Source organism: Jiangella endophytica, from assembly GCF_003427025.1.
Lineage (GTDB): Bacteria > Actinomycetota > Actinomycetes > Jiangellales > Jiangellaceae > Jiangella > Jiangella endophytica.
Window position 1 is genome coordinate 286530 of sequence record NZ_QVAI01000006.1, and the last position, 20782, is coordinate 307311.

Here is a 20782-nt window from a genome sequence, read left to right on the forward strand (position 1 = left end):
GTGAAGCGAACGGACGCCTACTGAAGCGAACGGACGCCTACTGAAGCGAACGGACGCCTGCTGAACCAGGCGTTCTCCCGCTTCACCAGGAATGCATGCCCCTGGAAGCGGGAGCACCCCTACTCAACGTGATCATTCCCGGGTCAGGCGAGGGGTGGGAGTTCAGCGTGCACGGCGGCGCGGGCGGACCGGGCGTCCGGCGCGGACAGCGCCAGCTCGGCCAGCCGCACGCACTCGTCGCGGGTGACGGAGAGCAGCGTCGCCGCGACCTCGGGGATGGCCCGCGCCGTCATCGACAGGCTGGTCACACCCAGCCCGACGAGGACGACGGCGAGGGCGGGGTCGGCCGCGGCCTCACCACAGACGCCGACCGGACGATCGGCCTGCAGTCCCGCCTCCGCCGTCAGGTGCACCAGCCGCAGCACGGCGGGCTGCCAGCCGTCGCTGAGCTCGGCCAGCTCGCCGAGCAGGCGGTCGGCGGCCATCGCGTACTGGGTGAGGTCGTTGGTGCCGAGGCTGGCGAACGCGACCCGCGCCATCAGTGCGTCGGCGGTCAGCGCGAGCGCCGGCACCTCGACCATCACGCCGGCCGTGGCCAGGCCGAACGTGCCGGCCCGGGCGACGAAGTCGGCGGCCTCGCCGGGGGTGGAGATCATCGGCGCCATCACCCAGACGTCGGCGCCGGACGCCTCCGCGGCCCGGGCGATCGCCTCCAGCTGGTGGTCGAGCACCTCCGGGTGCTCCCACGCGGTCCGGTAGCCGCGCACGCCCAGGGCCGGGTTGGCCTCGGAGGTGTCGGTGAGGAACGGCAGCGGCTTGTCCGCACCCGCGTCGAGCGTGCGGACGACCACCTTCTTGCCCGCGAACGGCGCGAGCACGGCCGTGTACTGCTCGGTCTGCTCGTCGACCGTCGGCTCCTCGGCGCGGTCGAGGAAGCAGAACTCGGTGCGGAACAGCCCGACGCCCTCGGCGCCGGTATCCGCGGCGGCCTCGGCGCCCTTCGGGTCGCCGACGTTGGCCAGCAGCTGGACGCGGTGCCCGTCGGACGTGCGGCCGGTGCCGTCGAACGTCCACTCACGGGCGGCGGCGGCCTGGACCTGCGCGACGACGTCGGCCGGCGGGTCGGGCTCGACCGTCCCGGCGCCGCCGTCGACCAGCACGACGGCGTCCTCGGCGACGTCGAGGATCCCGCGCGCCGCGACCACGGCGGGCAGCCCCAGCGCCCGCGCCAGGATCGCGGTGTGCGACGTCGGCCCGCCGCCCTCGGTGACCAGCGCCAGGCAGGTCGCCGGGTCCAGCGTCGCGGTGTCGGCCGGGGCGAGATCGTGCGCCACCAGGACGAACGGCGTTTCGCGCTCGGGCACGCCGGGCGCCGGTCGGCCGTCGAGCACGGCCACGATGCGATCGCGGACGTCGGCGACGTCGCGGGCGCGCTCGGCCATGTAACCGCCCAGCGACTCCAGCATCGCCTGGACCTCGGCCGCCGCGTCCCACACCGCGCGGGCCGCCGACGTCGCGTCGGACAGCTTCTTCTGCGCGGCCGTGACCAGCGCCGGGTCGGCCGCCATCAGCGCCGTCGCCTCCAGCACCGCGGCGCCGTCGCCGTGCGCAGTCGACGCCCGCCGTTCGAGGTCGGCACGGACCTGCTCCGCGGCCGCGGCGATGCGGGCGCCCTCGGCCTCGACGTCGGCGGCCGGCGTCGCACCGGCCGCCGGCTCGGCCACCGGGTCCGGCATGCGGACCACCGGCCCCACCGCTCGCCCGGAACTGACACCCACTCCGCTGATCACTGCCACAGCGCTCCTCCTTGCGTCTTCCTCACACGATCATCGGCACTTCCCGGTCCGTGTGGGACCGGAAAGTGCCGATGCTCACAGTGTTCTCGGTTACTTCGGCTCTCCGTTCGAGGACGGCGCCGCCGGCGGCTCGGGCGCCGGTGGCGGCGCTGCCACCGGCCCGTTCTCCGACCCATGGCCGTCGACCGAGACGGCACGCTCCGCCGGCACCGTGCTGCCGACCGGTGCCGGCGCGCCGGCCGGAACCTTCTCCTCCTCCTCGACGATCGCCGCGGCCTCCTCGCCGAGCGAGGCCTCGACCGCCGCCTCGTCGTCCTCGCGGCCCGGGGTCCGCAGGTTCCACTTGGTGATCACCCAGCGGAACAGGAAGTAGTAGACGACCGCGTAGCCGAGGCCGATGACGATCAGCAGGAGCGGTTTCTCCGCGATCCGGAAGTTGATCGCGTAGTCGATGAAGCCGGCCGAGAAACCGAACCCGTCGCGGATGTCCAGCGCGTTGGTCAGCGCCAGGGCCGTCCCCGTCAGCACCGCGTGGATGAAGTACAGCGGGAACGCGACGAACAGGAAGGAGAACTCCAGCGGCTCGGTGACACCCGTGAGGAACGAGGTCAGCGCGGCGCCGAGCATGATGCCGCCGACGATCTTCTTCTGCGCGGGCTTCGCGGTCTGCCAGATCGCCAGCGCCGCGGCCGGGAGGGCGAACATCATGATCGGGAAGAAGCCGGTCATGAACGCGCCCGCCGTCGGGTCGCCGTTGAGGAAGCGCAGGATGTCGCCCTGGACCGCCTCACCACCCGGCGGCGTGTACTCACCCAGCTGGAACCACGGGAACGAGTTCAGGATGTGGTGCAGGCCGAGCGGGATCAGCAGCCGGTTGAAGAACCCGTACAGCCCGCCGCCCAGCACGTCGTTCTCGGTGACCCACTCGCCGAGGTTCGTCAGCCCGTCGTTGAACGGCTTGTAGAGGAAGCTCATGCCGACGGCGATGAAGATCGCCACCAGGGCGGTGATGATCGGCACGAAACGCCGGCCGCCGAAGAACGCCAGGTACGGCGGCAGCTTGATCCGGTAGAACCGCTGCCACAACAGCGCCGCGGTGAGACCCATGATGATGCCGCCGAGCACGCCGAAGTTGATCAACTCCTGCGTCGCACCCTCGGCGGGCTCGCCGAGGACGTGCGGCGACATAGCGTCGGTGACGCTCTTGTAGACCAGGTAGCCGACCACCGCGGCCAGCGCCGTCGAACCGTCGGCCTTGCGGGCGAAGCCGATGGCGACGCCCAGTGCGAAGATCAGCGGGAGGTTGTTGAAGATGCCGGCTCCGGCGGCCCCCACCACCTCGGACACGGGCTGCAGCCAGTGCAGCCCGTCGTACTGCGCCAAGCCGGAAGGGAGACCTTCGGGGACGGTACCCGGCTCGCCACCCAGCATGTCGTTGGAGCCCAGACGCAGCAGCAGCGCCGCGGCCGGCAGGACGGCGATCGGCAGCATGAGGCTTCGGCCGATGCGCTGCAGCACCGCGAGGCCGGGGAAGCCGCGCTTCCCGGTCGCGGTGGCGGTGACCGCGCTCATCCCGTCGTCCCTCTCGTCGTCATGGGGAGGTGAGGGTTCACGTGCGTTCTCCTCTACAGGTGATGGCCTGGGCCGGAGCCCAGATGGGGGGTTCGTTCCAGCGTCATGTGCACCTGGTACCGGTCGGCGCGGTACCACGAGGTGACGTGCTCCATCGGCCGTCCGGAGGCGTAGGAGGTCTTGCGGAACACCAGCAGCGGCGCGGCTGGTGGGACGCGCAGGAGGCGGGCCCGCAGCGGGTCGGCACCCTCGGCCCACACCGTCTGCGCGGCGGAGTCGAGGACCCGGCCGTAGTCGTGGGCCAGGATCGAGTAGACGGAACTGGTGAGGTCGCGCTCGAGCAGCCCGGGCAGCGGCGCGGCCGGCAGCCAGGACACCTCGTGCGCCATCGGGGCGCCGTCGGCCGACCGCAGCCGCTCGATCCGGTAGGCACGGTCGGTGACGTCGAGGCCGAGCGCGGCACGGGCCGGCGGCGGCGCCGCGGTCTCGTCGGCGCCCAGGACCACCGTCGATGGCTTGTGCCCTCGGCGGCGCATGTCCTCGGTGAACGAGGACAGGTGCATCTGCGACTCGATGCTGGCCGCCGCGACGAACGTGCCCTTGCCGCGGACGCGGTAGAGCCGGCCCTCGGCGACCAGCCGCCCGACGGCCTCGCGTACGGTGGCTCTACTGACCTTGAACCGGGCCACCAACTCGCGTTCCGAGGGCACTGGCGCATCGGGCACCAGTTCGCCCTCGATCATCGCGAGCAAGATCTCTCTCAGCTGCCGGTGTTTGGGCACCGGTCCGTCGACCACGTTCACGGAGACCCTCTTTTCCGACATCTCGGACACTGGTAGGAACTGGTCTAGATGACTTGACCAGTGGCCCATACAATGTGGCTGCGCCCAAGACTTGTCAAGGGGTGTGTGTCCCGAATCAGCCGGCCGGCCGGATTTCCGACGGCCCCGACCCGATGCGAGTCCTGTGCTCTCCTTGCGCCGATCGACGCTCAAGTACCTCCAGGTGCGCGACTACCTGCGCAGTCTCGTCGTCAGTGAGCTGCGCCCCGGCGACCCGGTCCCGTCGGAGCGCATGCTGTGCGAGCGGTTCGGAGTGTCGCGCATGACCGTCCGCCAGGCCGTCGACGCGCTGGTCGTCGAGGGCGTCCTGGAACGCGTGCAGGGCCGCGGCACCTTCGTCGCGCCGCCCAAGGTCGACCTGCAGGTCCGGCTCGCGTCGTTCACCGAGGAGATGACCCGGCGCGGCATGTCGGCCGGCGTCAAGGTGCTCGCGTCCGAGCTGGTGGCGGCCGAACCGGACATCGCCGAAGCGCTCAAGGTGGCGCCCGGCGACCGCCTCATCCACCTGCACCGGCTGCGCTACGCCGACGACGAGCCGATGGCCGTCGAGCACACCTGGCTGCCCGCCGACCGGCTGCCCGGCTTCCTCGACGGCGGCACCCCCGACAGCGTGTACGTCGAACTGGACACCCGCGGGCTGATCCCGGACTGGGGCGAGGACACCATCGACGCCGGCGAGGCCGATCACGAGGAGGCGAAACTCCTGATGATCAAGGCGGGCAAGCCGGTGCTGCGGATCTCGCGGCGCGCGTTCACCGGCGACTCCGCCATCGAGTACAGCCGGTCGGCGTTCCGCTCGGACCGCTACACGCTCTGGGTGCCGGTCGCCCGGCCGCAACCGCCGGTCGTGCCGCGCAAGCGCACCGAGGCGCCCGGCGCCACCCCCTGACCCGACCCCGTCACCGACCCACCGACAGGAGAGACCGCCCCGTGACCCACACGATCATGGCCCGTGAGATCGCCGAACAGCCGGAGGCGCTGGCCCGGACCCTCGAGTCGCTGCTGCCACTGCGGGCGGAGCTGAAGGCGCTCACCGAGGACCGCCGCGTGGTGCTGTTCGTCGCCCGCGGGTCGTCGGACAACGCCGCGATCTACGGCCGGTACCTGCTGGAGGTGCATGCCGGCAGGCCGGGCGGGCTGGCCGCGCCGAGCGTCGCGACGCACTACCACTCCGACCTCGACCTCTCCGAGGCCGTCGTCGTGTCGGTGTCGCAGTCGGGCGAGACCGAGGAGATCGTCGAGACGCAGGCGTGGGCCGCCGCGCACGGCGCCCGCACCATCGCCGTCACCAACGACGGCGGCAGCTCGCTCGCCGGCGCCGCCGACCTCGCGCTGGTCACCCAGGCCGGCGCCGAGCGCGCGGTGCCCGCGACGAAGTCGTACACCACGCAGCTGGCCGCGATGGCCGTCCTGGCCGACGCGCTCGCCGCCAAGCCGGGCACGCTCGACGCCGAGCTCGACCGCGTCCCGGGCGAGGTGCAGCGGCTGATCGAACGGCGCGAGGGCGTCGACGAAGCGGCCGAGCGACTCGCGTCGACACCGGAGACGCTGGTCAGCGGCCGCGGCCTGACGTTCGGCACGGCGCTGGAGGCGGCGCTGAAGCTGGAGGAGACCTGCCTGCGGCCGGTGCGCGGGCTGTCGTACGCCGACCTGCGGCACGGGCCGATCGCGGTCGTCGACGCCGAGCACGTGGCGCTGCTGGTGTCCGCGGCCGACGGCCCGATGGTGGCGGGCATGACGGAGCTGGCGCACGACCTGCGCCGCCGGGGTGCCGCCGCGACCATCGGCATCGGCGGCGACGCCGGGTTCGCCGGCGCCGTCGACGTCTGCGTGCCCGGTCCCGCGCTGCGCGAACTGGTGGCGCCGCTGGCTCTCGTGGTGCCGGCGCAGTTGACGGTCGAGGCACTGGCGCGCAAGCTCGGGCTCGACCCGGACGCGCCCCGCGGGCTCTCGAAGGTCACCCAGACCGACCCGGCCGGCAACTGAGCCGGCCGCACACTCGTCACACGGAGGGGACATCCATGGACAAGGCCGAGCAGATCCTGGCGGCGCTGGGCGGCGCCGACAACATCGTCGAGATCGAGCCGTGCGCCACGCGGCTGCGCACCGAGGTGCACGACTCGTCCAAGGTCGACGAGAAGGCACTGAAGGCCGCGGGCGCGTTCGGCGTCATCTCGGCGGGCCAGGTCGTGCAGGTCGTCGTCGGACCCGAGGCGGACACCATCGCCACCGACATCGAGGATCTGATGTGACCCAGCTCGATGTGCTGTCGCCGGTGCCGGGGCGGGTGATCGAGCTGGCGGAGGTGCCGGACCCGGTCTTCGCCCAGGCGCTGGTCGGTCCCGGGCTGGCGGTCGACCCCGACCGGTCCGGCCCGGTGACCGCGGTCGCGCCGGTGCCGGGCCGGCTGGTGAAGCTGCACCCGCACGCGTTCGTCGTCCAGACCGACGACGGCGCCGGCGTGCTCACCCACCTCGGCATCGACACCGTCCAGCTGTCCGGCGAGGGCTTCCAGCTGCACGTCGCCGAGGGCGACGTCGTGGCCGCCGGCGCCGCCGTCGTGACCTGGGACCCGGCCGCCGTCGAGGCCGGCGACCGGTCGCCGGTCGTGCCGGTGATCGCGCTCGAGGCGATGCCCGGCGACCTCACCGGGCTGCGCGCCGCCGGCCCGGCCGAAGCGGGCGACGTGCTGTTCGCGTGGAAGCGGTGAGCGCCGGGCTCGACGCGGCGCTCACCGGCCGGAGGGCCGCGCTGCTCGATCTCGACGGCACCCTGGTCGACAGCGAGCCGGCCAACCAGGCCGCCTACCGGTCGTACTTCAGCGCCCGCGGCTGGGACCTCGGCCCGGAGGTGCTGCGCGAGTTCGCCGGCCGCCGCGGTTCCGAGGTGTTCGCGCAGCTCCCCGGGCCGTGGACCGGCGAGGACGCCGTCGCCCTGGTCGACGGTGTCGTGGCCCACCTCGACCACGACGCGTACCCGCCGCGGCCGGTGCCCGGCGCGGCCGAGCTGATCCGCCGGCTGCACGCGGCTGGCATGCGGGTCGCGCTGGTGACGTCGGCCGGGCGGGCCTGGGCGGAGCTCGCGGTGGGCGACGTCCTCGGCGTCCGTGACCTCTTCGCCGCCATGGTCACCGCCGAGGAGACCGAGACCGGCAAGCCGGACCCCTCCCCATACCTCGCCGGAGCCGCCGCCCTCGGCGTCGCGCCGGCCGACGCCGTCGCCCTGGAGGACACCGTGGCCGGCCTGCGGTCGGCGCTCGACGCGGGCGTCGGGCTGGTCGTCGGCGTCGCGACCGGAACGTCGCCCCGCGCCCTCCTCGACGGCGGCGCTCATCGGGTCGTCGCCGGGCCGGCGGAGCTGCTGAGATCCTGACCACGCGGTTTCGCCGGGCTCCGGAGGGGTACGTAGCGATGGCAGACTCCGGAGGAGGTCAGGAGCCATGTTGATCGTGCTCGCACTGCTGTTGTTCGCGGTCGCCGGCGCCGCGGTGTACGTGGTCGCGGCGGACGGGACCGGCCAGGTGCTGCTGGACTCGCTCGGCCTGAACACGGACATTCCGGTGTGGGGTGTGTTCGTCGCCGGCGCCGTGACGATGCTCGTGGTGCTCGCCGCGGTGGCCGCCTTCGCCTCGGGCATGCGTGCCGCCCGGGCGCGGCGGACGGAGATCAGGTACCTGCGCCAGAAGGTGGCCAACCAGGAACTGGCCGAGGACCGCGCCGCCACCGACCGCCCGGCGGCCACGGGGACGCCGGTGGCCGGTACCGGGACGGGCACCACGGATCGACCTGCCGCCGAGGCACCGGCGGACGAGGACGGCAGGCACGGCCGGCTGGGCCGCTGGCGTCGTCAACGCGCCGACGAGAAACCACCGGCCGAAGCCGCCCACTAGCAGGGGGTGATGACCATCGGCCGCCGGCACCGTCGCCGGCGGTCGATGATCGTTGTGGGCTGTCTAGGGCCGGGGTGCCGGCTGCAGCCCCGCGGGCAGGTCGTAGCCGTCCTCCCAGGGGAAGCGCCCACCGGCGTCGTCCCAGAAGAGCTGGAGGGCGGGGACCGCGTCGGTGCCGCCTCGGGTGTAGTAGCGCTGTGCCGACCCGAGCACCGGCTGGTCGGCGTCGTCGCGGAAGGGGAACAGCTGCAGCCGGTGCGACCAGCCGGCCAGCCGCATGGGCCGGCCGGGGCCGAAGTGTTCGCCCTCGCGGATCTTGTCGCCGAACTGGTTCAGCACCCAGGCGCTGGCCTGCAGGTCGAGCCCGTAGACCAGCAGCTCGGGATGGCCGAGACCGTACAGCCCGACGGTGTAGGCGAACGGCGGGGCGCCGGCCGCGTACTGGACCGCCCAGCCGTGCCGGCGGACGGTGTCGCGCAGCCACGCGTCCTCCTGGTCCTGCCATTGCTGCAGCTGAAGCGGCGTGCACGCGCTCAACGCCATGGTTCGACCTCCGGGGAAACCTCAGGGGAACAGGAGTTCGAACACTAGCAGCGGCCACCGACAACGTCAGGTCGAATCGGACCTACATGTCGCGGTACCGCTGCGCTGCGGCGACGTCGGCGCGCAGCTCATCGGCGGTGCGTCGCTGGACGTAGCCGGGGGTGTCGCGCTGGATGCGCCAGCCCTCGGCGAGCGGGCCGATGTCGACGGGGTCGAAGCCGAACGTGTCGATCACCTTCGCCACCCGTGCCTTGGCCTCGGCGTCGTCACCGGCGACGACGAGCGCCCGCCGGCCCGGCGTGCCCGGCGGCCGGCCGTCGGTGGTGAGCTCGCCGGCGATGATGTGGTTGAACGCCTTGACGACGTGCGACTGCGGCAGGTGCGCCTGCAGCAGCTCGGACGTCGTGGTGGACTCGTTCTCCAGTTCGGCGATGCGGCCGTCGCGCTGCCAGTAGTAGTTGTTGGCATCGACCACGGTCTTGCCGGCCAGCGGTTCGACCGGCAGGTCACCGACGGCCCGCAGCGGGACCGCCACCACGACGACGTCGCCGTCGCGGGCCGCCTCCTCAGCCGTGCCGGCCCGGGCGCGGTCGCCCAGCTCGTCGACCAGCCCGACCAGCGTCTCGGGCCCACGCGAGTTGCTGATGACCACGTCGTAGCCGTTCTCCACGGCGAGCCGCGCGAGCTGTCCCCCGATGTTGCCCGCGCCGATGAACCCCAAAGTCGTCATGGTCTCTGCAACACCGAACCGGTCGCCCGGCATCCCGGACGCCGGCCCCGCCCCCCTGCGGGAGGGATCTCACCCTAGCGGTGCGCACCGACACCCTCCGCCGGCATGTCGAGAACGCGATGCCGGCTCCGTCCCCGGGGTACGAGCGGCCCTGACGGGCCTCGCCACGAGAGGACGACCATCATGCGGCAGCACGAGATCACCGAGATCCTGAACCGCCCGCTGAGCCAGGAGCTGCTGGCCCGCGACATCACCCGGCTGGCCTACGTCGCGGCGGACGGCACGCCGCGCACCGTCCCGATCGGGTTCACCTGGAACGGCACCGAGATCGTCATGTGCACGACGACGAACGCCCCGAAGCTCGCGGCCCTGCGGGCGAACCCGGCGGTCGCCCTGACGATCGACACCGAGGTGCACCCGCCGAAGATCCTGCTCATCCGCGGCCGCGCCGAGCTCGACCTCGTCCAGGGCATCCCGGAGGAGTACCTGCAGATGAACGGCAGCTACGAGATGACGCCCGAGCAACGGGTCGAGTGGGAGGCCGAGGTCCGCTCGCTCTACGACAGCATGGTGCGGGTCGTCGTCAGGCCGACGTGGGCGAAGCTGATCGACTTCGAGACGACGCTGCCGAGCCCCGTCGAGGAGCTGATCCGGCAGCGCGCCGAGCGTCAGAACGCCTGACTCACTCTTCGCCGGCCAGTGAGAGCACCCGCAGCCGCTGGCCGGCGTACCAGGTGGCGCCGACGATCACGACGGCCAGCAGCACGCCGGCGACCGCCAGCCGCACGTCGGACGACACGAGGTCGCGGGTCGTGATGGCCTCGGTGAGCGACAGCGACCACTGCTGCACGCTCAGCGTCCGCGCGCCGGGGACGAACGAGCCGAGCAGGCCCTCCCAGATGAGCGCGTACGCCAGCCCGTACACCACCGCGTGCCGGGTGACGACGGACAGCAGCAGGAAGATCGCGCTGTAGGCCACCGACGCGACCAGCGCCGCGACACCGAAACCGAGCGCGATGCGGTCGGCTGTGCCCGACATCACCAGGCCGGCGACGAACGTCGGCACGGCGGCGAACAGCACCGTCCCGGTGGCAGCGACGGCCAGCTTGCTGAGGATGATCCTCGGCCGGGAGATCGGCTTGGACAGCAGGTAGACGATGGAGCCGTCGTCGATCTCGGGACCGATGACGCCGGTGCCGACGATCAGCCCGAACAGCGGCACCAGCGCGGCCACCGAGACCGCGCCGAGGAAGTCGGCGGTGACCTGGTGATCGACACCCACGGTGAGGCGCAGCAGCACCGCCATGGCGAGCAGCACCACCGACATCAGCAACAGCAGCCAGGCCCGCCGGCCTCCGAGCAACGCCCGGTAGGTCAGCCGGACAACGGTCCCGTTCATGCCTTGTACCCCTAACTCTTCACCAGGTAGGAGAAGACGCTCTCGAGCGACTCGTCGGTGGGCGAGACCTCGTAGAGCCGAATGCCGGCGTCGCGGGCGACGCGCGGCAGCAACTCGGTGAACCGCAGGAACGACACCGCCTCGACGCTCAGCACGCTGTCGTCGAGCTGGACGCCGGCGGTGGAGCCGTCGGCGATGAGCGCCGACGCGAGCCCGCGGTCGTCGGAGGAGCGGATGACGTACTGGTGCGGCCGGTCGGTCATCAGCCGCCGGATCTCGCGGAAGTCGCCGGACGCGGCGTGGCGGCCGGCCACCATGACCTCGATCTGCTGCGCCAACTGCTCGACCTCTTCGAGGATGTGCGAGCTGAACAGCACGGTGCGGCCGTCGGCGCCCATCTGCCGAAGCAGGTCCATGAGGTGCAGCCGCTGCCGTGGGTCCATGCCGTTGAACGGCTCGTCCAGCAGCAGGACGGCGGGGTCGTGGACGAGCGCGGAGGCCATCTTGACCCGCTGCCGCATGCCCTTGGAGTACTCGCCGACCTTGCGGCCCTGGGCGAATTCCATCTCGACGGTGGCCAGCGCGCGCTTGGCGGCGGCGCCCGGGTCGGACAGGCCGTGCAGCTCGGCGTTGGCCAGCACGAACTGCCAGCCGGTGAGGAAGTCGTAGGCGGCCTCGCGCTCGGGCACCAGCCCGATGGTGCGGTAGACATCGGGGTTCTTCCAGACGGTGACGCCGTCGAGGGTCACCGAGCCGGCCGACGGCGCCAGGAACCCGGCCAGCATGCCGATCAGCGTCGACTTGCCGGCGCCGTTGGGCCCGAGCAGTCCGGTGATGCCCGGCCCGATGGTCATGGTGACGTCGTTGACGGCGACGACGTTGCCGTACCACCGCGACACGGTGTCGACGGAGAGGACCGAGGGGCTCATGAGACGGCGACCTTCCGGTAGCGCAGGTTGAGCAGTGCCCAGCAGGCGCCGATGACGGCGAACGTCACCAGCACGTACACCACTCCGCCCGCGGCGCCCGGCGGCGGCGCGACGGACGACGAGGACGCGTCGAGCACCCAGGTCTGGAAACCGTCGACCAGCGTGGCCGGCGACAGCAGCCCCAGCCAGCCGGCGAGGTCGGCGTCGCCCACCTCGTAGCGGATGATCCCCTGGAGGGCGCTGACGGCCGCGAAGCTCAGCGCCAGGACGGTGATGATGGCCGCGACGCCGAACCCGCGCCGGGGCGTCAGCGACGCGATGACCAGGCCGATGCCGGCGAACACGACGGCGAACACCGCGGCGCCGAGCAGCGCCAGCAGCAGGTCGCCGGTCTGCTCGCCCGCCGGCAGCTCGGCCAGCAGCGCACCGACGTACATGATCAGCAACGGCAGCGTGAGCAGCAGGAACACCGCGGTCGCCAGCGCGCCGTACTTCGCCAGCACGTAGTCGGAGCGCTCCATGGGCCGGGAGAAGTACAGCGGGACGGTCTTGAACCGCAGGTCGCGCGACAGCGACGCGGGCGCCTGCGCGGCCAGGAAGATGGCCAGGATCGGCATGGTCACCATGACGTAGCGCGAGTACGGCAGCGGCAGCCCGCCGGTGATGTCGGACGTGACGTTCGTGATGACCGCGATGATGAACGCCGGCAGCGCCATGACGCCGAGCAGCAGCATCGGCAGCACCTTCGCCCGGGCCGACCGGCCGAGGCCGTAGGCGCCGCGCAAGCTGTGCGCGTACAGCGCCCGAGTGACCCGCGCCCGGCCGAGCCGGGGCCCGTCGTACTTGCGGTAGCCGATGTCGTGAATGACCCCCGACGGCTGCTCGGTCATCGGCCCACTCCCCCCTGGTCCTCGCCGAAGATCTCCGAGATGTGGTGCCGGCCCTGCTCCAGCCGGATGAGCCCGACGCCTTCGGCGGCGACGGCGTCGCGCACGAGGTCGTAGACCTCGTCGTCGTCGAGCGGCAGCACCAGCTGCGCGCCGTCGCGCTTCACCGTCAGCCCGGCCGACGTCAGCGTGGCGGCGACGGCGTCGGCCTCGGCCGAGACCTCGATGAGCAGGGTCTGGCTGGTGCGGGTGAACTCCGACGTCGACGACGACCGCAGCAGCGTGCCGCCGTCGATGACCACCACGTGATCGGAGATGCGCTCCAGCTCGCCGAGCAGGTGCGACGTCACCAGCACCGTGATGCCGAACTCGGCCCAGATGCGCCGGATCAGCAGCAGCATGTCGTCGCGGCCGACCGGGTCGAGGCCGTTGGTGGGCTCGTCGAGCATGACGATCTCGGGGTCGTGCACCAGCGCCTGCGCGAGCTTGACCCGTTGCTTCATGCCGGTGGAGTAGCCGCCGATGGGGCGGTACCGCTCCTCGTAGAGGCCGACGTGGCGCAGGATGTCGGCGGTCCGTTCGCGGGCGGCGTCGGGCGGCAGCCCGGACATGCGGGCCATGTGCACGACGAACTCGGTGGCGGAGACGTCGCCGGGCAGGCAGTCGTGCTCGGGCATGTAGCCGACCCGCTCGCGGATCTGCGGGCCGTCCTCGGTGACGTCGAGCCCGAAGACGCTGGCCCGCCCCGACGTGGCCGGCGACAGCCCGAGCAGGATCTTGATCAGCGTGGACTTGCCCGCGCCGTTGGCGCCGACCAGGCCGACGACGCCCGGCTCGACCTCGATGCTGAGCCGGTCGAGCGCGGTGGTCGCCGGGAACCGTTTCGTCAGTTCCTCGGTCTGGATGACAGGCACGGATCGACGCTACCGCCGCGATGCGGCATCGCGCGTCCGGCGGTGGTACGACACGCGAGATCGTCCCCGAGCACGATCATCCCGGAGGTGCCGGCGCGGGCGACCCTGAGGTCGTCCTCAGGGTGACCCCTCAGAGCCGGTCGGCGGCCTTGCGAGCGGCGATCTGCACGGGATCCCACACCGACGAGAACGGCGGCGCGTAGGCGAGGTCGGTCATCGCCAGCTCACCTACCGTCAGCTCGGTCCAGAGTGCCATGGCGCACACGTCGATGCGTTTGGCCGAGCCGTCGCGGCCGACGATCTGGGCGCCGAGCAGCCGGCCGGTGGGACGCTCGGCGACCATCTTCACGGTGATCGGCTGCGTGCCCGGGAAGTAGCCGGACCTCGTGGTCGACTCGATGGTGACGGCGACGTGGTCCAGCCCGGCCTCGACGGCGTCGCCCTCGGTGAGGCCGGTGCGGGCCAGCTCGAGGTCGCACACCTTCGTCAGCGCGGTGCCGACGATGCCGGGGAACCGGGCGCTGCCGCCGCCGAGGTTCGTCCCCAGCACCCGGCCCTGCTTGTTGGCGTGCGTCCCCAGCGGCACGTGCACCCACTCGTGCCGGACGCGGTCCCACGACTCGACGCAGTCGCCGGCGGACCACACGCCGTCGATCACCCGCTGGGTGTCGTCGGTGCGCAGCCCGCCGGACGGGCCCAGCGGCAGCCCGGCGGCGCGAGCGAGGTCGGTGGCCGGGCGTACACCGGTGCCGAGCACGACGATGTCGGCCGGGTACGTGCCGGCGTCGGTGACGACGGCCGTGACGGCGCCGCCGGGCCCGGTCTCGAACGCCGTCACCGCGGCCGACGTGACGACGTCGATGCCCATGCGCTCCATGGCCGCGTGCACCTGCGTGCCGAGGTCGGGGTCGAGGGTGTTCATCGGTTCCCGGCCGCGGTCGACGACGGTGACCGTCAGGCCGCGGCGGACCAGCGCCTCGGCCATCTCCAGCCCGATGTACCCGGCGCCGACGACGACCGCGCGGCGCACCTCGCGGCCGAGATGGTCGATGACCTCGCCTCCGTCGTCGAGCGTCTGCACGCCGTAGATGCCGGACGCCTCGGCGCCGGGGACGTCGGGCCGCACGGGCGCCGCGCCGGTGGCGATGACGAGCTCGTCGTAGCCGAGCCGATCGCGCCGGCCGGCCGCGTGGTCGACGACCTCGACCCAGCCGGCGTCGGTGTCGATCTCGACCGCCTCGGTCACCAGACGGACGTCGATGCCGTTGGCGCGGTGCTGCTCGGGCGTGCGGGCCACCAGCGCGCCGGGCGAGGCGACGTCGCCGCCGATCCAGTACGGAATGCCGCACGCGGAGTAGGACGTCCAGTGCCCGCGGTCGACGGCGACGACGTCGAGGTCGCGGCCGGCCGCTTTCGCCGTCCGCAACGCCTGCGACGCCGCACTCATACCGGCGGCGTCCGCCCCGATCACCAGCACACGGTCAGCCATCGGCACCTCCGGGCACGACGTGCCGGCGGATCCAGGCGTGCATGGCGATGGCCGCCGCCGCGCCGGCGTTGATGGAACGGGTGGAACCGAACTGGGCGATCGACAGGACGGCGCCGACGTGCTCGCGGGCGGCCTCGGACAGGCCGGGCCCCTCCTGGCCGAACAGCAGGACGCAGCCGCGAGGCAGGTCGTAGGTCTCCAGCGGGACCGCGCCGGGCAGGTTGTCGATGCCGATGACCGGGAGTCCCTCGCCCTGCGCCCACGAGGCGAGCGCGGCGAGGTCGGCATGGTGCCGGACGTGCTGGTAACGGTCGGTGACCATCGCGCCGCGGCGGTTCCAGCGGCGCCGCCCCACGATGTGCACCTCGGCCGCGAGGAACGCGTTGGCCGTCCGGACGACCGAGCCGATGTTGAAGTCGTGCTGCCAGTTCTCGATGGCGACGTGGAAGGGGTGCCGGCGCCGATCGAGGTCGGCGACGATCGCGTCGTTGCTCCAGTAGCGATAGGCGTCGACCACGTTGCGGCGGTCGCCGAGCTCGAGGAGTTCGGGGTCGTACCGCGGGTCGTCGGGCCACGGTCCCCGCCACGGCCCGACGCCCGGCTGATGGTCCGCCGCGGGACCGGTCGCGGAGTCCGCCGCCGGGGCCGCCTGGTCGCTCACGAGACCCACCGTAGTTCGTGCCGGGCGGCCGGACCGGTCAGCCCCGCGCGGCGCGCAGCTTCTCCAGCGCCTTCGCCGTCAACGCGTCGAGGTCGAACACCGTGGAGTCGGGGGTGACGGCGACGAACATGCCCTCGCCGCCGTCGATCAGGTAGACGACGTGGTTCACCGCCTCCGGCGCACCGGCCGCGGCCGTGGTGCTGTCCAGCGCGATCACGTGGTCGGCGTCGACCGGCGGCCCGTCGGAGAGCTCGGTCGTGATCGTCAGATCGACGGTCTGGCCGGCCATCTCGCCGCTGACGGTGACCTCGTCGCAGCGCTGGTAGTACTCCTCGATGGCGGCCAGGTCGTCTGTGGAGGCGCCGGTGTAGACGGCCTGGACGAAGACGTCCTCGCCGGACACCGCCGTCATGCCCGCGGACTCGGCGCCGTCGCGGCGCAGCGGGTCGGCCGCGGCGTCCTCGCAGCCGGCCGGCTCGTACGTGACGTTCTCGAGCAGCTGCGCCATGCTCTGGATGGTCCCGGTCAGCTCGATCGCGTCGACGGGCATCACCTCGACGCCGCTCGGCAGGTCGTCCGCGGTGAGCAGCGCCGCCTGCAGGTCGACGCCGGCGCCGCCACACGCGCTGAGCAGCCCGGCGGCGGTCAGCGCGGTGACGGCGGCTCGGCGCGTCCTGAGGAGGTCAGCCCGTGGCGGCACGCAACTTCTCCAGTGCGGCCGTCGTCAGCGCGTCCAGGTCGAACTCCGCGGAGTCGGGGTTCCCCGCCACGTAGACGCCGTGGCCGCCGTCGATCAGGTAGACGACGCGCGTCACCGTGCCCGGCAACCCCGACCCGGCCATGGTGGTGTCCAACGCGATCATGTGGTCGGCGTCGACGGACGGGCCGTCGACGATCTCGGTCGTGGTCGTCAGCTCGATGGGCTGCTCACCCATGTCACCGCTCACGGTGACCTCGCCGCAGCGCTCGTAGTACTCCTTGACGGCCGTGAGGTCGTCCTCGGTGGCGCCGGCGTACACGGCGTGCATGAGGACGTCGGTGCCGGACATGGCGGTCATGGCGGCGGCCTCGACGCCGTCGCGCCGCATCGGGTCGTCCGAGTTGTTCTGGCAGTCGGCCGGCTCGTAGGTGATGCCCTCGAGCAGCTGCGCCATGCCGTCGGTGGCCGCGGCGAGTTGGGCGACGTCGAGCGGCATCAGCTCGGCGCCGTCTGGGAGGTCCGCGGCGGTGAACAGCGCCGCCTGCAGGTCGGCGTCGCCACCGGCGGGCTCGTCCGTGGCCGGCTCGTCCGCCGGCTCGTCCGCCGGCTCGTCCGTGGCCGGCGCGTCGGTCGCGGTGTCGTCGCCGCTGGGCTGCTCGGCCGTGGCGGTCGCGTCGGCAGCGGGGTCGTCGTTACCGCCGCACGCGCTCAGCAGCACAGTGGTGGCGATCAGTGCGGTCATGGCCGTCTTGCGCATGATGGAGCCGGCTCCTCGTTCACTGGGGTGGTCGTGGTTCGGGTCGACACCACCCGTCCGTGCCCCACCAGTGGCGATCGGCCAATCTACCGGCCGGGCCGGGCCGCCCGCACGGCGGCCCGGCCCGGAACGACTGCGTCAGCCCTGCGCCTTGAGCTTGTCGAGAGCGGCGACGGCCAGCGCCTCCAGGTCGAAGGTCGCCGATTCCGGGTTGCCGGCCACGTACACGCCGCGGTCGCCGTCGATCATGTAGATGATCCGGGTCGGGACCGCCGGCATGGCCGCGGACTCGGTGACCGTCTCGACCGCGAGGACCTCGTCGGCGTCGACGTCCGGCGCGTCCACCGTCGACGTGCGGACCGTCATGTCGAGCGGCTGGCCGGCCGCTTCACCGCTGATGGTGATCTCGCCGCAGCGGTCGTAGTACTCCTGGACGTCGGCGACATCGTCGGCGCTGGCGTTGGTGTAGACCGCGTTGACCAGCACGTCGGTGCCGGAGGTCGCCGTCATGCCGGCCGCGTCGGCGCCGTCCTTCTGCAGCGGGTCGGCGTCGTAGGCCTGGCAGTCGGCCGGCTCGTAGGTGACGCCCTCGAGCAGCTGCGCCATGCTCTCGCCGGCGCTGCTCAGCTGGGCGACGTCGAACGCGGACACCGTCGCACCGTCGGGGAGGTCCTCGGCCGCCAGCAGCGCGGCCTGCAGGTCGGTGGCGCCGGCATCGCCGCCCTCGTCCTCGGCGGCGGCGTCGTCGGTGGCGTCGTCCGCGGGGGTCTCCTCCGCGGCGGCGGTCTCCTCGCTCGTGGCGGTCGCGTCGTCGCCCGACTCGTCGTCACCCCCGCACGCGGCGAGGAACAGGGTGGCGGCCACCAGCGCAGAAATTCCGAGCTTTCGCATGGTTCGTCTGATTCCTTGACAGAGGGGTGTGCATAGGACATCCCCTGACATGAGCAGTCGTATGTGCTGTCACGCAGGGGAACGGCGGCAAATTTACCGACCACGGGGCGCCCGCGTGGGCGGTGTGCGAGATTCGCGCCGTACGGACGATGCAGCGGATCGGCCGCCCCGCTACGTCTGAGAGACATGGGCGTGGACTTCCACGAGTACGTGGTCACCCGGCGGCAGCCGCTGCTGCGGCTGGCCTACCTGCTCACCGGCGACACCCACCTCGCCGAGGACGTCGTCCAGACGGCGCTGCTGCGGGCGTTCCGGCAGTGGCGGCGGGTCAGCCGCGCGGACCGGCCCGACGCCTACGTGCGGCGCATGGTCGTCAATGCCTACGTCGACGGCAAGCGGCTGCGCAGTTCCGCGGAGGCCCCGACGGCGCCGGCCGACCTGCCCGGGGTGACGGCCGGGCCCGACCACGGCGACACTCACGCCGAACGGTCGGTCATGTGGACCGCGCTGGCGGGGCTGCCGCGGGTGCAGCGGGCGGTGCTGGTGCTGCGGTTCTACGAGGACCTCGACGACGCCCGCATCGCCGAGTTGCTGGGCAGCACGCCGTCGACGGTCCGGTCGAACGCGTCCCGGGCGCTGGCGACGCTGCGGAAGGAGTGGACCCGTGTCTGACGCCGACCTCGAGACCGCGCTGCGGGCCACGTTGGCCGGGCGCGCTGCGGACGCCCCGGCGGGCGACGAGCTCGCCGACACCGTCACCCGGGTGGGCACCGCGCGACGACGCCGGCGCCGGGTCGCGGGTGCGGTGGCGGTGCTCGCCGTCGGCGCCGTGGCCGGGCTGGCCGGACGGGGTCTCGTCCCCGTCGCCGGCGACGGGGATCCCCAGCCGGCGGGCACCCCGCCAGCCGCGGTCACCGATCTCGTGACCTGCAACATGTACAACGAGTGGCCGCCGTTCGACCCCGTGCTGCTCACGGAGCGGCCGGCGCTGGACCCGGAGAGCGATCTCGGCATCGCCGTACGGACCACAGCGCGGCCATCCATCGCGGCCCGGCTGATCGACCACTGGACGCTGATCGACCAGGTGGGCTCGACGGCCTATCTGCTGATCTGGATGAAGGACACCGAGGAAGCACGGAGCCTAGGCGGCGAACTGGCGACAGCCGTCTACACCCAGGCGGCGGACGGCAGTTGGGCGTACCAGGGCGGCGGCGGCGGCTGTGAGCCGCAGCGCTACTTCGATGACGGCCTCATGCCTGGATGGTGGTCGCTGCGCACCGTGCCGAGCCCCGACGACACCTCGGTCGACATCGAGGTCAACTCAGACGAGTGCTCCAGCGGCCAGTCGCCCGCGGACCGGTTGACCGAGCCGATCGTGGAGTACCGCGCCGACACCGTCCTGATCACCACCCGCGTCGAGCCGCTACCGCCCGGCGGGTACACCTGCCCGGGCAGCCCGTCGGCGCCGTTGACCGTCCACCTCGACGAGCCGCTGGGCGACCGGCAACTGCTGGACGGGCAGTGGTATCCACCCCGACCGGCGACTCCGGAACCCTAGAGGCCGAGGTCGGCCTGGGAGTAGGCGGCGCGGTACTCCAGCCCGGCCGCCTCGATGCGCTCCCGCGACCCGGTGGCGCGGTCGACGATCACCGCGACCGCGACGACGTCGGCGCCCGCCTCGCGCAGCGCCTCGACCGCCGTCAGCACGCTGCCGCCCGTGGTGGACGTGTCCTCGACGGCCAGCACGCGGCGGCCGGTGACGTCGGGGCCCTCGATGCGGCGGCGCAGGCCATGCTGCTTCGCGTCCTTGCGGACGACGAACGCGTCGAGGGTGTGCCCGGCGGACGACGCGGCGTGCAGCATGGACGTCGCGACGGGGTCGGCGCCGAGAGTGAGCCCACCGGCGGCGGCGTAGTCGAGGTCGGCGGTGAGGTCGCGCATCACCTGACCGACCAGCGGCGCGGCGGCACCGTCGAGCGTGATGCGCCGCAGGTCGACGTAGTAATCGGCCTCCTTGCCCGACGACAGGACGACGCGGCCGTGCACGACGGCCTTCTCGACGATGTGGCGGCGCAGCTCATCCCAAGCACTCACGAGGCACGAGCGTACGGCAGGCTGTTCGGCGTGCAGCCCGGAGCCGTCGTCGTCGTGTCCGGCCCGCTCGGTCCGTGGGACGGCGGGCCACCGGCCGCGAGCACGCCGTACCCCGTCGTCGTCGCGGCGCCGGTCGCCGAGCGCCGCCCGTACGCCGTCAGCTGGCTGGCCGACGCCGCGCGGCGACTGCTCGCGGTCGCGCCCGCGCCGCCGCTGGTCCTGGTCGCGCATGGCACCGCCGGGCCGCTGCTGCCGGCGCTGGCCCGGGCCCAGCGGGCGGCCGGCCGTCGCGTCGGGGGCTACGTGTTCGCCGACGCCACGCTGCCGCGACCGGGGGCTCCGTCCCACCTGGACCTGCTCCGCGCCGCCGACGGAGCGGCCGCCGACGCCGCCCACGACGCGCTGCACGCGAGCGACGCCGGCTGGCCGTCCGACGCCGCGCACCCGGGCGACCACGACTTCTGGACCGAGCGGCTGCCGCCGGCGCCGGACTGGCCGGACGCGCCGTGCGCCTACCTGCACACCGGCGCCACAGTGCCGGGCGTCGGGCCGGTCGACTTCTGGGCACGCTCGGCGGCGGCCCGCGGCTGGCCGGTCCGGACGCTGGCTGACGGCGAGGACGTGCCGGCCGCACTGGCCGCGACGATCGCCGCACTGCCCGGATGACCGATAGTCACGCGAACGCCTGA

The 20782-nt window shown here is 72.8% G+C and carries 25 protein-coding genes; 10 read left to right on the forward strand and 15 right to left on the reverse strand.

Translation table 11 applies throughout. The features are described 5' to 3' along the window. Positions 1-143: 143 nt before the first annotated feature. From ptsP to DZA62_RS15280, 3 genes are all read right to left on the reverse strand, one after another. Positions 144-1796, reverse strand: a complete 1653-nt coding sequence (gene ptsP / locus DZA62_RS15270) for a phosphoenolpyruvate--protein phosphotransferase (protein WP_116949737.1) — start codon at positions 1794-1796, stop codon at positions 144-146. 90 nt (positions 1797-1886) lie between these two features. After that, on the reverse strand, positions 1887-3368 hold the full coding sequence (locus DZA62_RS15275; protein WP_116949738.1) for a PTS transporter subunit EIIC: 1482 nt from the start codon (positions 3366-3368) through the stop codon (positions 1887-1889). A 53-nt stretch (positions 3369-3421) separates the two neighbouring features. Continuing rightward, complete coding sequence (locus DZA62_RS15280; protein ID WP_116949863.1) at positions 3422-4192, reverse strand: GntR family transcriptional regulator; 771 nt, start codon at positions 4190-4192, stop codon at positions 3422-3424. 142 nt (positions 4193-4334) lie between these two features. On the opposite strand from DZA62_RS15280, the gene DZA62_RS15285 reads away from it, so the two are divergent. From DZA62_RS15285 to DZA62_RS15310, 6 genes are all read left to right on the forward strand, one after another. Then, a complete protein-coding gene (locus tag DZA62_RS15285) occupies positions 4335-5099 on the forward strand; it encodes a GntR family transcriptional regulator (RefSeq protein ID WP_116949739.1) in 765 nt (254 codons plus the stop codon). A gap of 56 nt (positions 5100-5155) precedes the next feature. Further along, positions 5156-6196, forward strand: a complete 1041-nt coding sequence (locus DZA62_RS15290; RefSeq protein ID WP_408618896.1) for an SIS domain-containing protein — start codon at positions 5156-5158, stop codon at positions 6194-6196. A gap of 35 nt (positions 6197-6231) precedes the next feature. Beyond that, on the forward strand, positions 6232-6462 hold the full coding sequence (locus DZA62_RS15295; RefSeq protein ID WP_046767873.1) for a glucose PTS transporter subunit EIIB: 231 nt from the start codon (positions 6232-6234) through the stop codon (positions 6460-6462). Next, entirely contained in the window at positions 6459-6920 is a 462-nt protein-coding gene (locus DZA62_RS15300) for a PTS sugar transporter subunit IIA (RefSeq protein WP_116949741.1), read from the forward strand. Before DZA62_RS15295 ends, DZA62_RS15300 begins: the two co-directional genes overlap by 4 nt. Continuing rightward, positions 6917-7582, forward strand: a complete 666-nt coding sequence (locus tag DZA62_RS15305) for an HAD family hydrolase (RefSeq protein ID WP_157987692.1) — start codon at positions 6917-6919, stop codon at positions 7580-7582. Before DZA62_RS15300 ends, DZA62_RS15305 begins: the two co-directional genes overlap by 4 nt. Before the next feature lie 67 nt (positions 7583-7649). Next, positions 7650-8099 carry a hypothetical protein gene (locus tag DZA62_RS15310; RefSeq protein WP_116949743.1) on the forward strand — a complete coding sequence of 150 codons (450 nt, stop codon included), beginning with the start codon at positions 7650-7652 and terminating at the stop codon, positions 8097-8099. A gap of 63 nt (positions 8100-8162) precedes the next feature. Here the strand turns inward: DZA62_RS15310 and DZA62_RS15315 are convergent, their stop codons facing one another. Continuing rightward, a complete protein-coding gene (locus tag DZA62_RS15315) occupies positions 8163-8642 on the reverse strand; it encodes a DUF4262 domain-containing protein (protein WP_116949744.1) in 480 nt (159 codons plus the stop codon). A gap of 82 nt (positions 8643-8724) precedes the next feature. Continuing rightward, the gene (locus DZA62_RS15320; protein ID WP_116949745.1) at positions 8725-9372 is read right to left on the reverse strand and encodes an NADPH-dependent F420 reductase; all 648 of its coding nucleotides are present in this window, start codon (positions 9370-9372) and stop codon (positions 8725-8727) included. 183 nt (positions 9373-9555) lie between these two features. Between DZA62_RS15320 and DZA62_RS15325 the strand changes: the two genes are divergently transcribed. Further along, positions 9556-10053, forward strand: a complete 498-nt coding sequence (locus DZA62_RS15325) for a pyridoxamine 5'-phosphate oxidase family protein (RefSeq protein WP_116949746.1) — start codon at positions 9556-9558, stop codon at positions 10051-10053. Between the two features lies 1 nt (position 10054). On the opposite strand, the gene DZA62_RS15330 is transcribed toward DZA62_RS15325, so the two are convergent. The 9 genes from DZA62_RS15330 to DZA62_RS15370 form a co-directional block, all read right to left on the reverse strand. Next, complete coding sequence (locus DZA62_RS15330) at positions 10055-10771, reverse strand: ABC transporter permease (RefSeq protein ID WP_116949747.1); 717 nt, start codon at positions 10769-10771, stop codon at positions 10055-10057. Between the two features lie 11 nt (positions 10772-10782). Then, positions 10783-11700: an ABC transporter ATP-binding protein gene (locus tag DZA62_RS15335; RefSeq protein ID WP_116949748.1), complete on the reverse strand. Its 918-nt coding sequence runs from the start codon at positions 11698-11700 to the stop codon at positions 10783-10785. Then, positions 11697-12590, reverse strand: a complete 894-nt coding sequence (locus DZA62_RS15340) for an ABC transporter permease (protein WP_116949749.1) — start codon at positions 12588-12590, stop codon at positions 11697-11699. The genes DZA62_RS15335 and DZA62_RS15340 overlap by 4 nt, the downstream gene beginning before the upstream one ends. Then, positions 12587-13501 (reverse strand): ABC transporter ATP-binding protein, encoded by a 915-nt coding sequence (locus DZA62_RS15345; protein ID WP_116949750.1) that lies wholly within the window; start codon positions 13499-13501, stop codon positions 12587-12589. The genes DZA62_RS15340 and DZA62_RS15345 overlap by 4 nt, the downstream gene beginning before the upstream one ends. A gap of 130 nt (positions 13502-13631) precedes the next feature. After that, the gene (locus DZA62_RS15350; protein ID WP_116949865.1) at positions 13632-14990 is read right to left on the reverse strand and encodes an FAD-dependent oxidoreductase; all 1359 of its coding nucleotides are present in this window, start codon (positions 14988-14990) and stop codon (positions 13632-13634) included. Next, entirely contained in the window at positions 14983-15651 is a 669-nt protein-coding gene (locus DZA62_RS15355) for a TrmH family RNA methyltransferase (RefSeq protein WP_198663803.1), read from the reverse strand. Before DZA62_RS15355 ends, DZA62_RS15350 begins: the two co-directional genes overlap by 8 nt. A 37-nt stretch (positions 15652-15688) precedes the next feature. Beyond that, positions 15689-16351 (reverse strand): DUF5642 family protein, encoded by a 663-nt coding sequence (locus tag DZA62_RS15360; RefSeq protein WP_116949752.1) that lies wholly within the window; start codon positions 16349-16351, stop codon positions 15689-15691. Further along, positions 16335-17108, reverse strand: coding sequence for a hypothetical protein (locus tag DZA62_RS15365; RefSeq protein WP_116949753.1), 774 nt, complete (start codon positions 17106-17108; stop codon positions 16335-16337). Before DZA62_RS15365 ends, DZA62_RS15360 begins: the two co-directional genes overlap by 17 nt. A 138-nt stretch (positions 17109-17246) precedes the next feature. Beyond that, complete coding sequence (locus DZA62_RS15370) at positions 17247-17999, reverse strand: DUF5642 family protein (RefSeq protein WP_157987693.1); 753 nt, start codon at positions 17997-17999, stop codon at positions 17247-17249. A 186-nt stretch (positions 18000-18185) separates the two neighbouring features. On the opposite strand from DZA62_RS15370, the gene DZA62_RS15375 reads away from it, so the two are divergent. After that, positions 18186-18671 (forward strand): SigE family RNA polymerase sigma factor, encoded by a 486-nt coding sequence (locus DZA62_RS15375; protein ID WP_198663804.1) that lies wholly within the window; start codon positions 18186-18188, stop codon positions 18669-18671. Beyond that, a complete protein-coding gene (locus DZA62_RS15380) occupies positions 18664-19557 on the forward strand; it encodes a hypothetical protein (RefSeq protein WP_116949755.1) in 894 nt (297 codons plus the stop codon). Before DZA62_RS15375 ends, DZA62_RS15380 begins: the two co-directional genes overlap by 8 nt. On the opposite strand, the gene pyrE is transcribed toward DZA62_RS15380, so the two are convergent. After that, complete coding sequence (pyrE, locus tag DZA62_RS15385; RefSeq protein WP_116949756.1) at positions 19554-20093, reverse strand: orotate phosphoribosyltransferase; 540 nt, start codon at positions 20091-20093, stop codon at positions 19554-19556. The genes DZA62_RS15380 and pyrE overlap by 4 nt on opposite strands. Positions 20094-20123: 30 nt before the next feature. On the opposite strand from pyrE, the gene DZA62_RS36875 reads away from it, so the two are divergent. Then, positions 20124-20759 carry a hypothetical protein gene (locus tag DZA62_RS36875; RefSeq protein WP_116949757.1) on the forward strand — a complete coding sequence of 212 codons (636 nt, stop codon included), beginning with the start codon at positions 20124-20126 and terminating at the stop codon, positions 20757-20759. Positions 20760-20782: the final 23 nt, after the last annotated feature.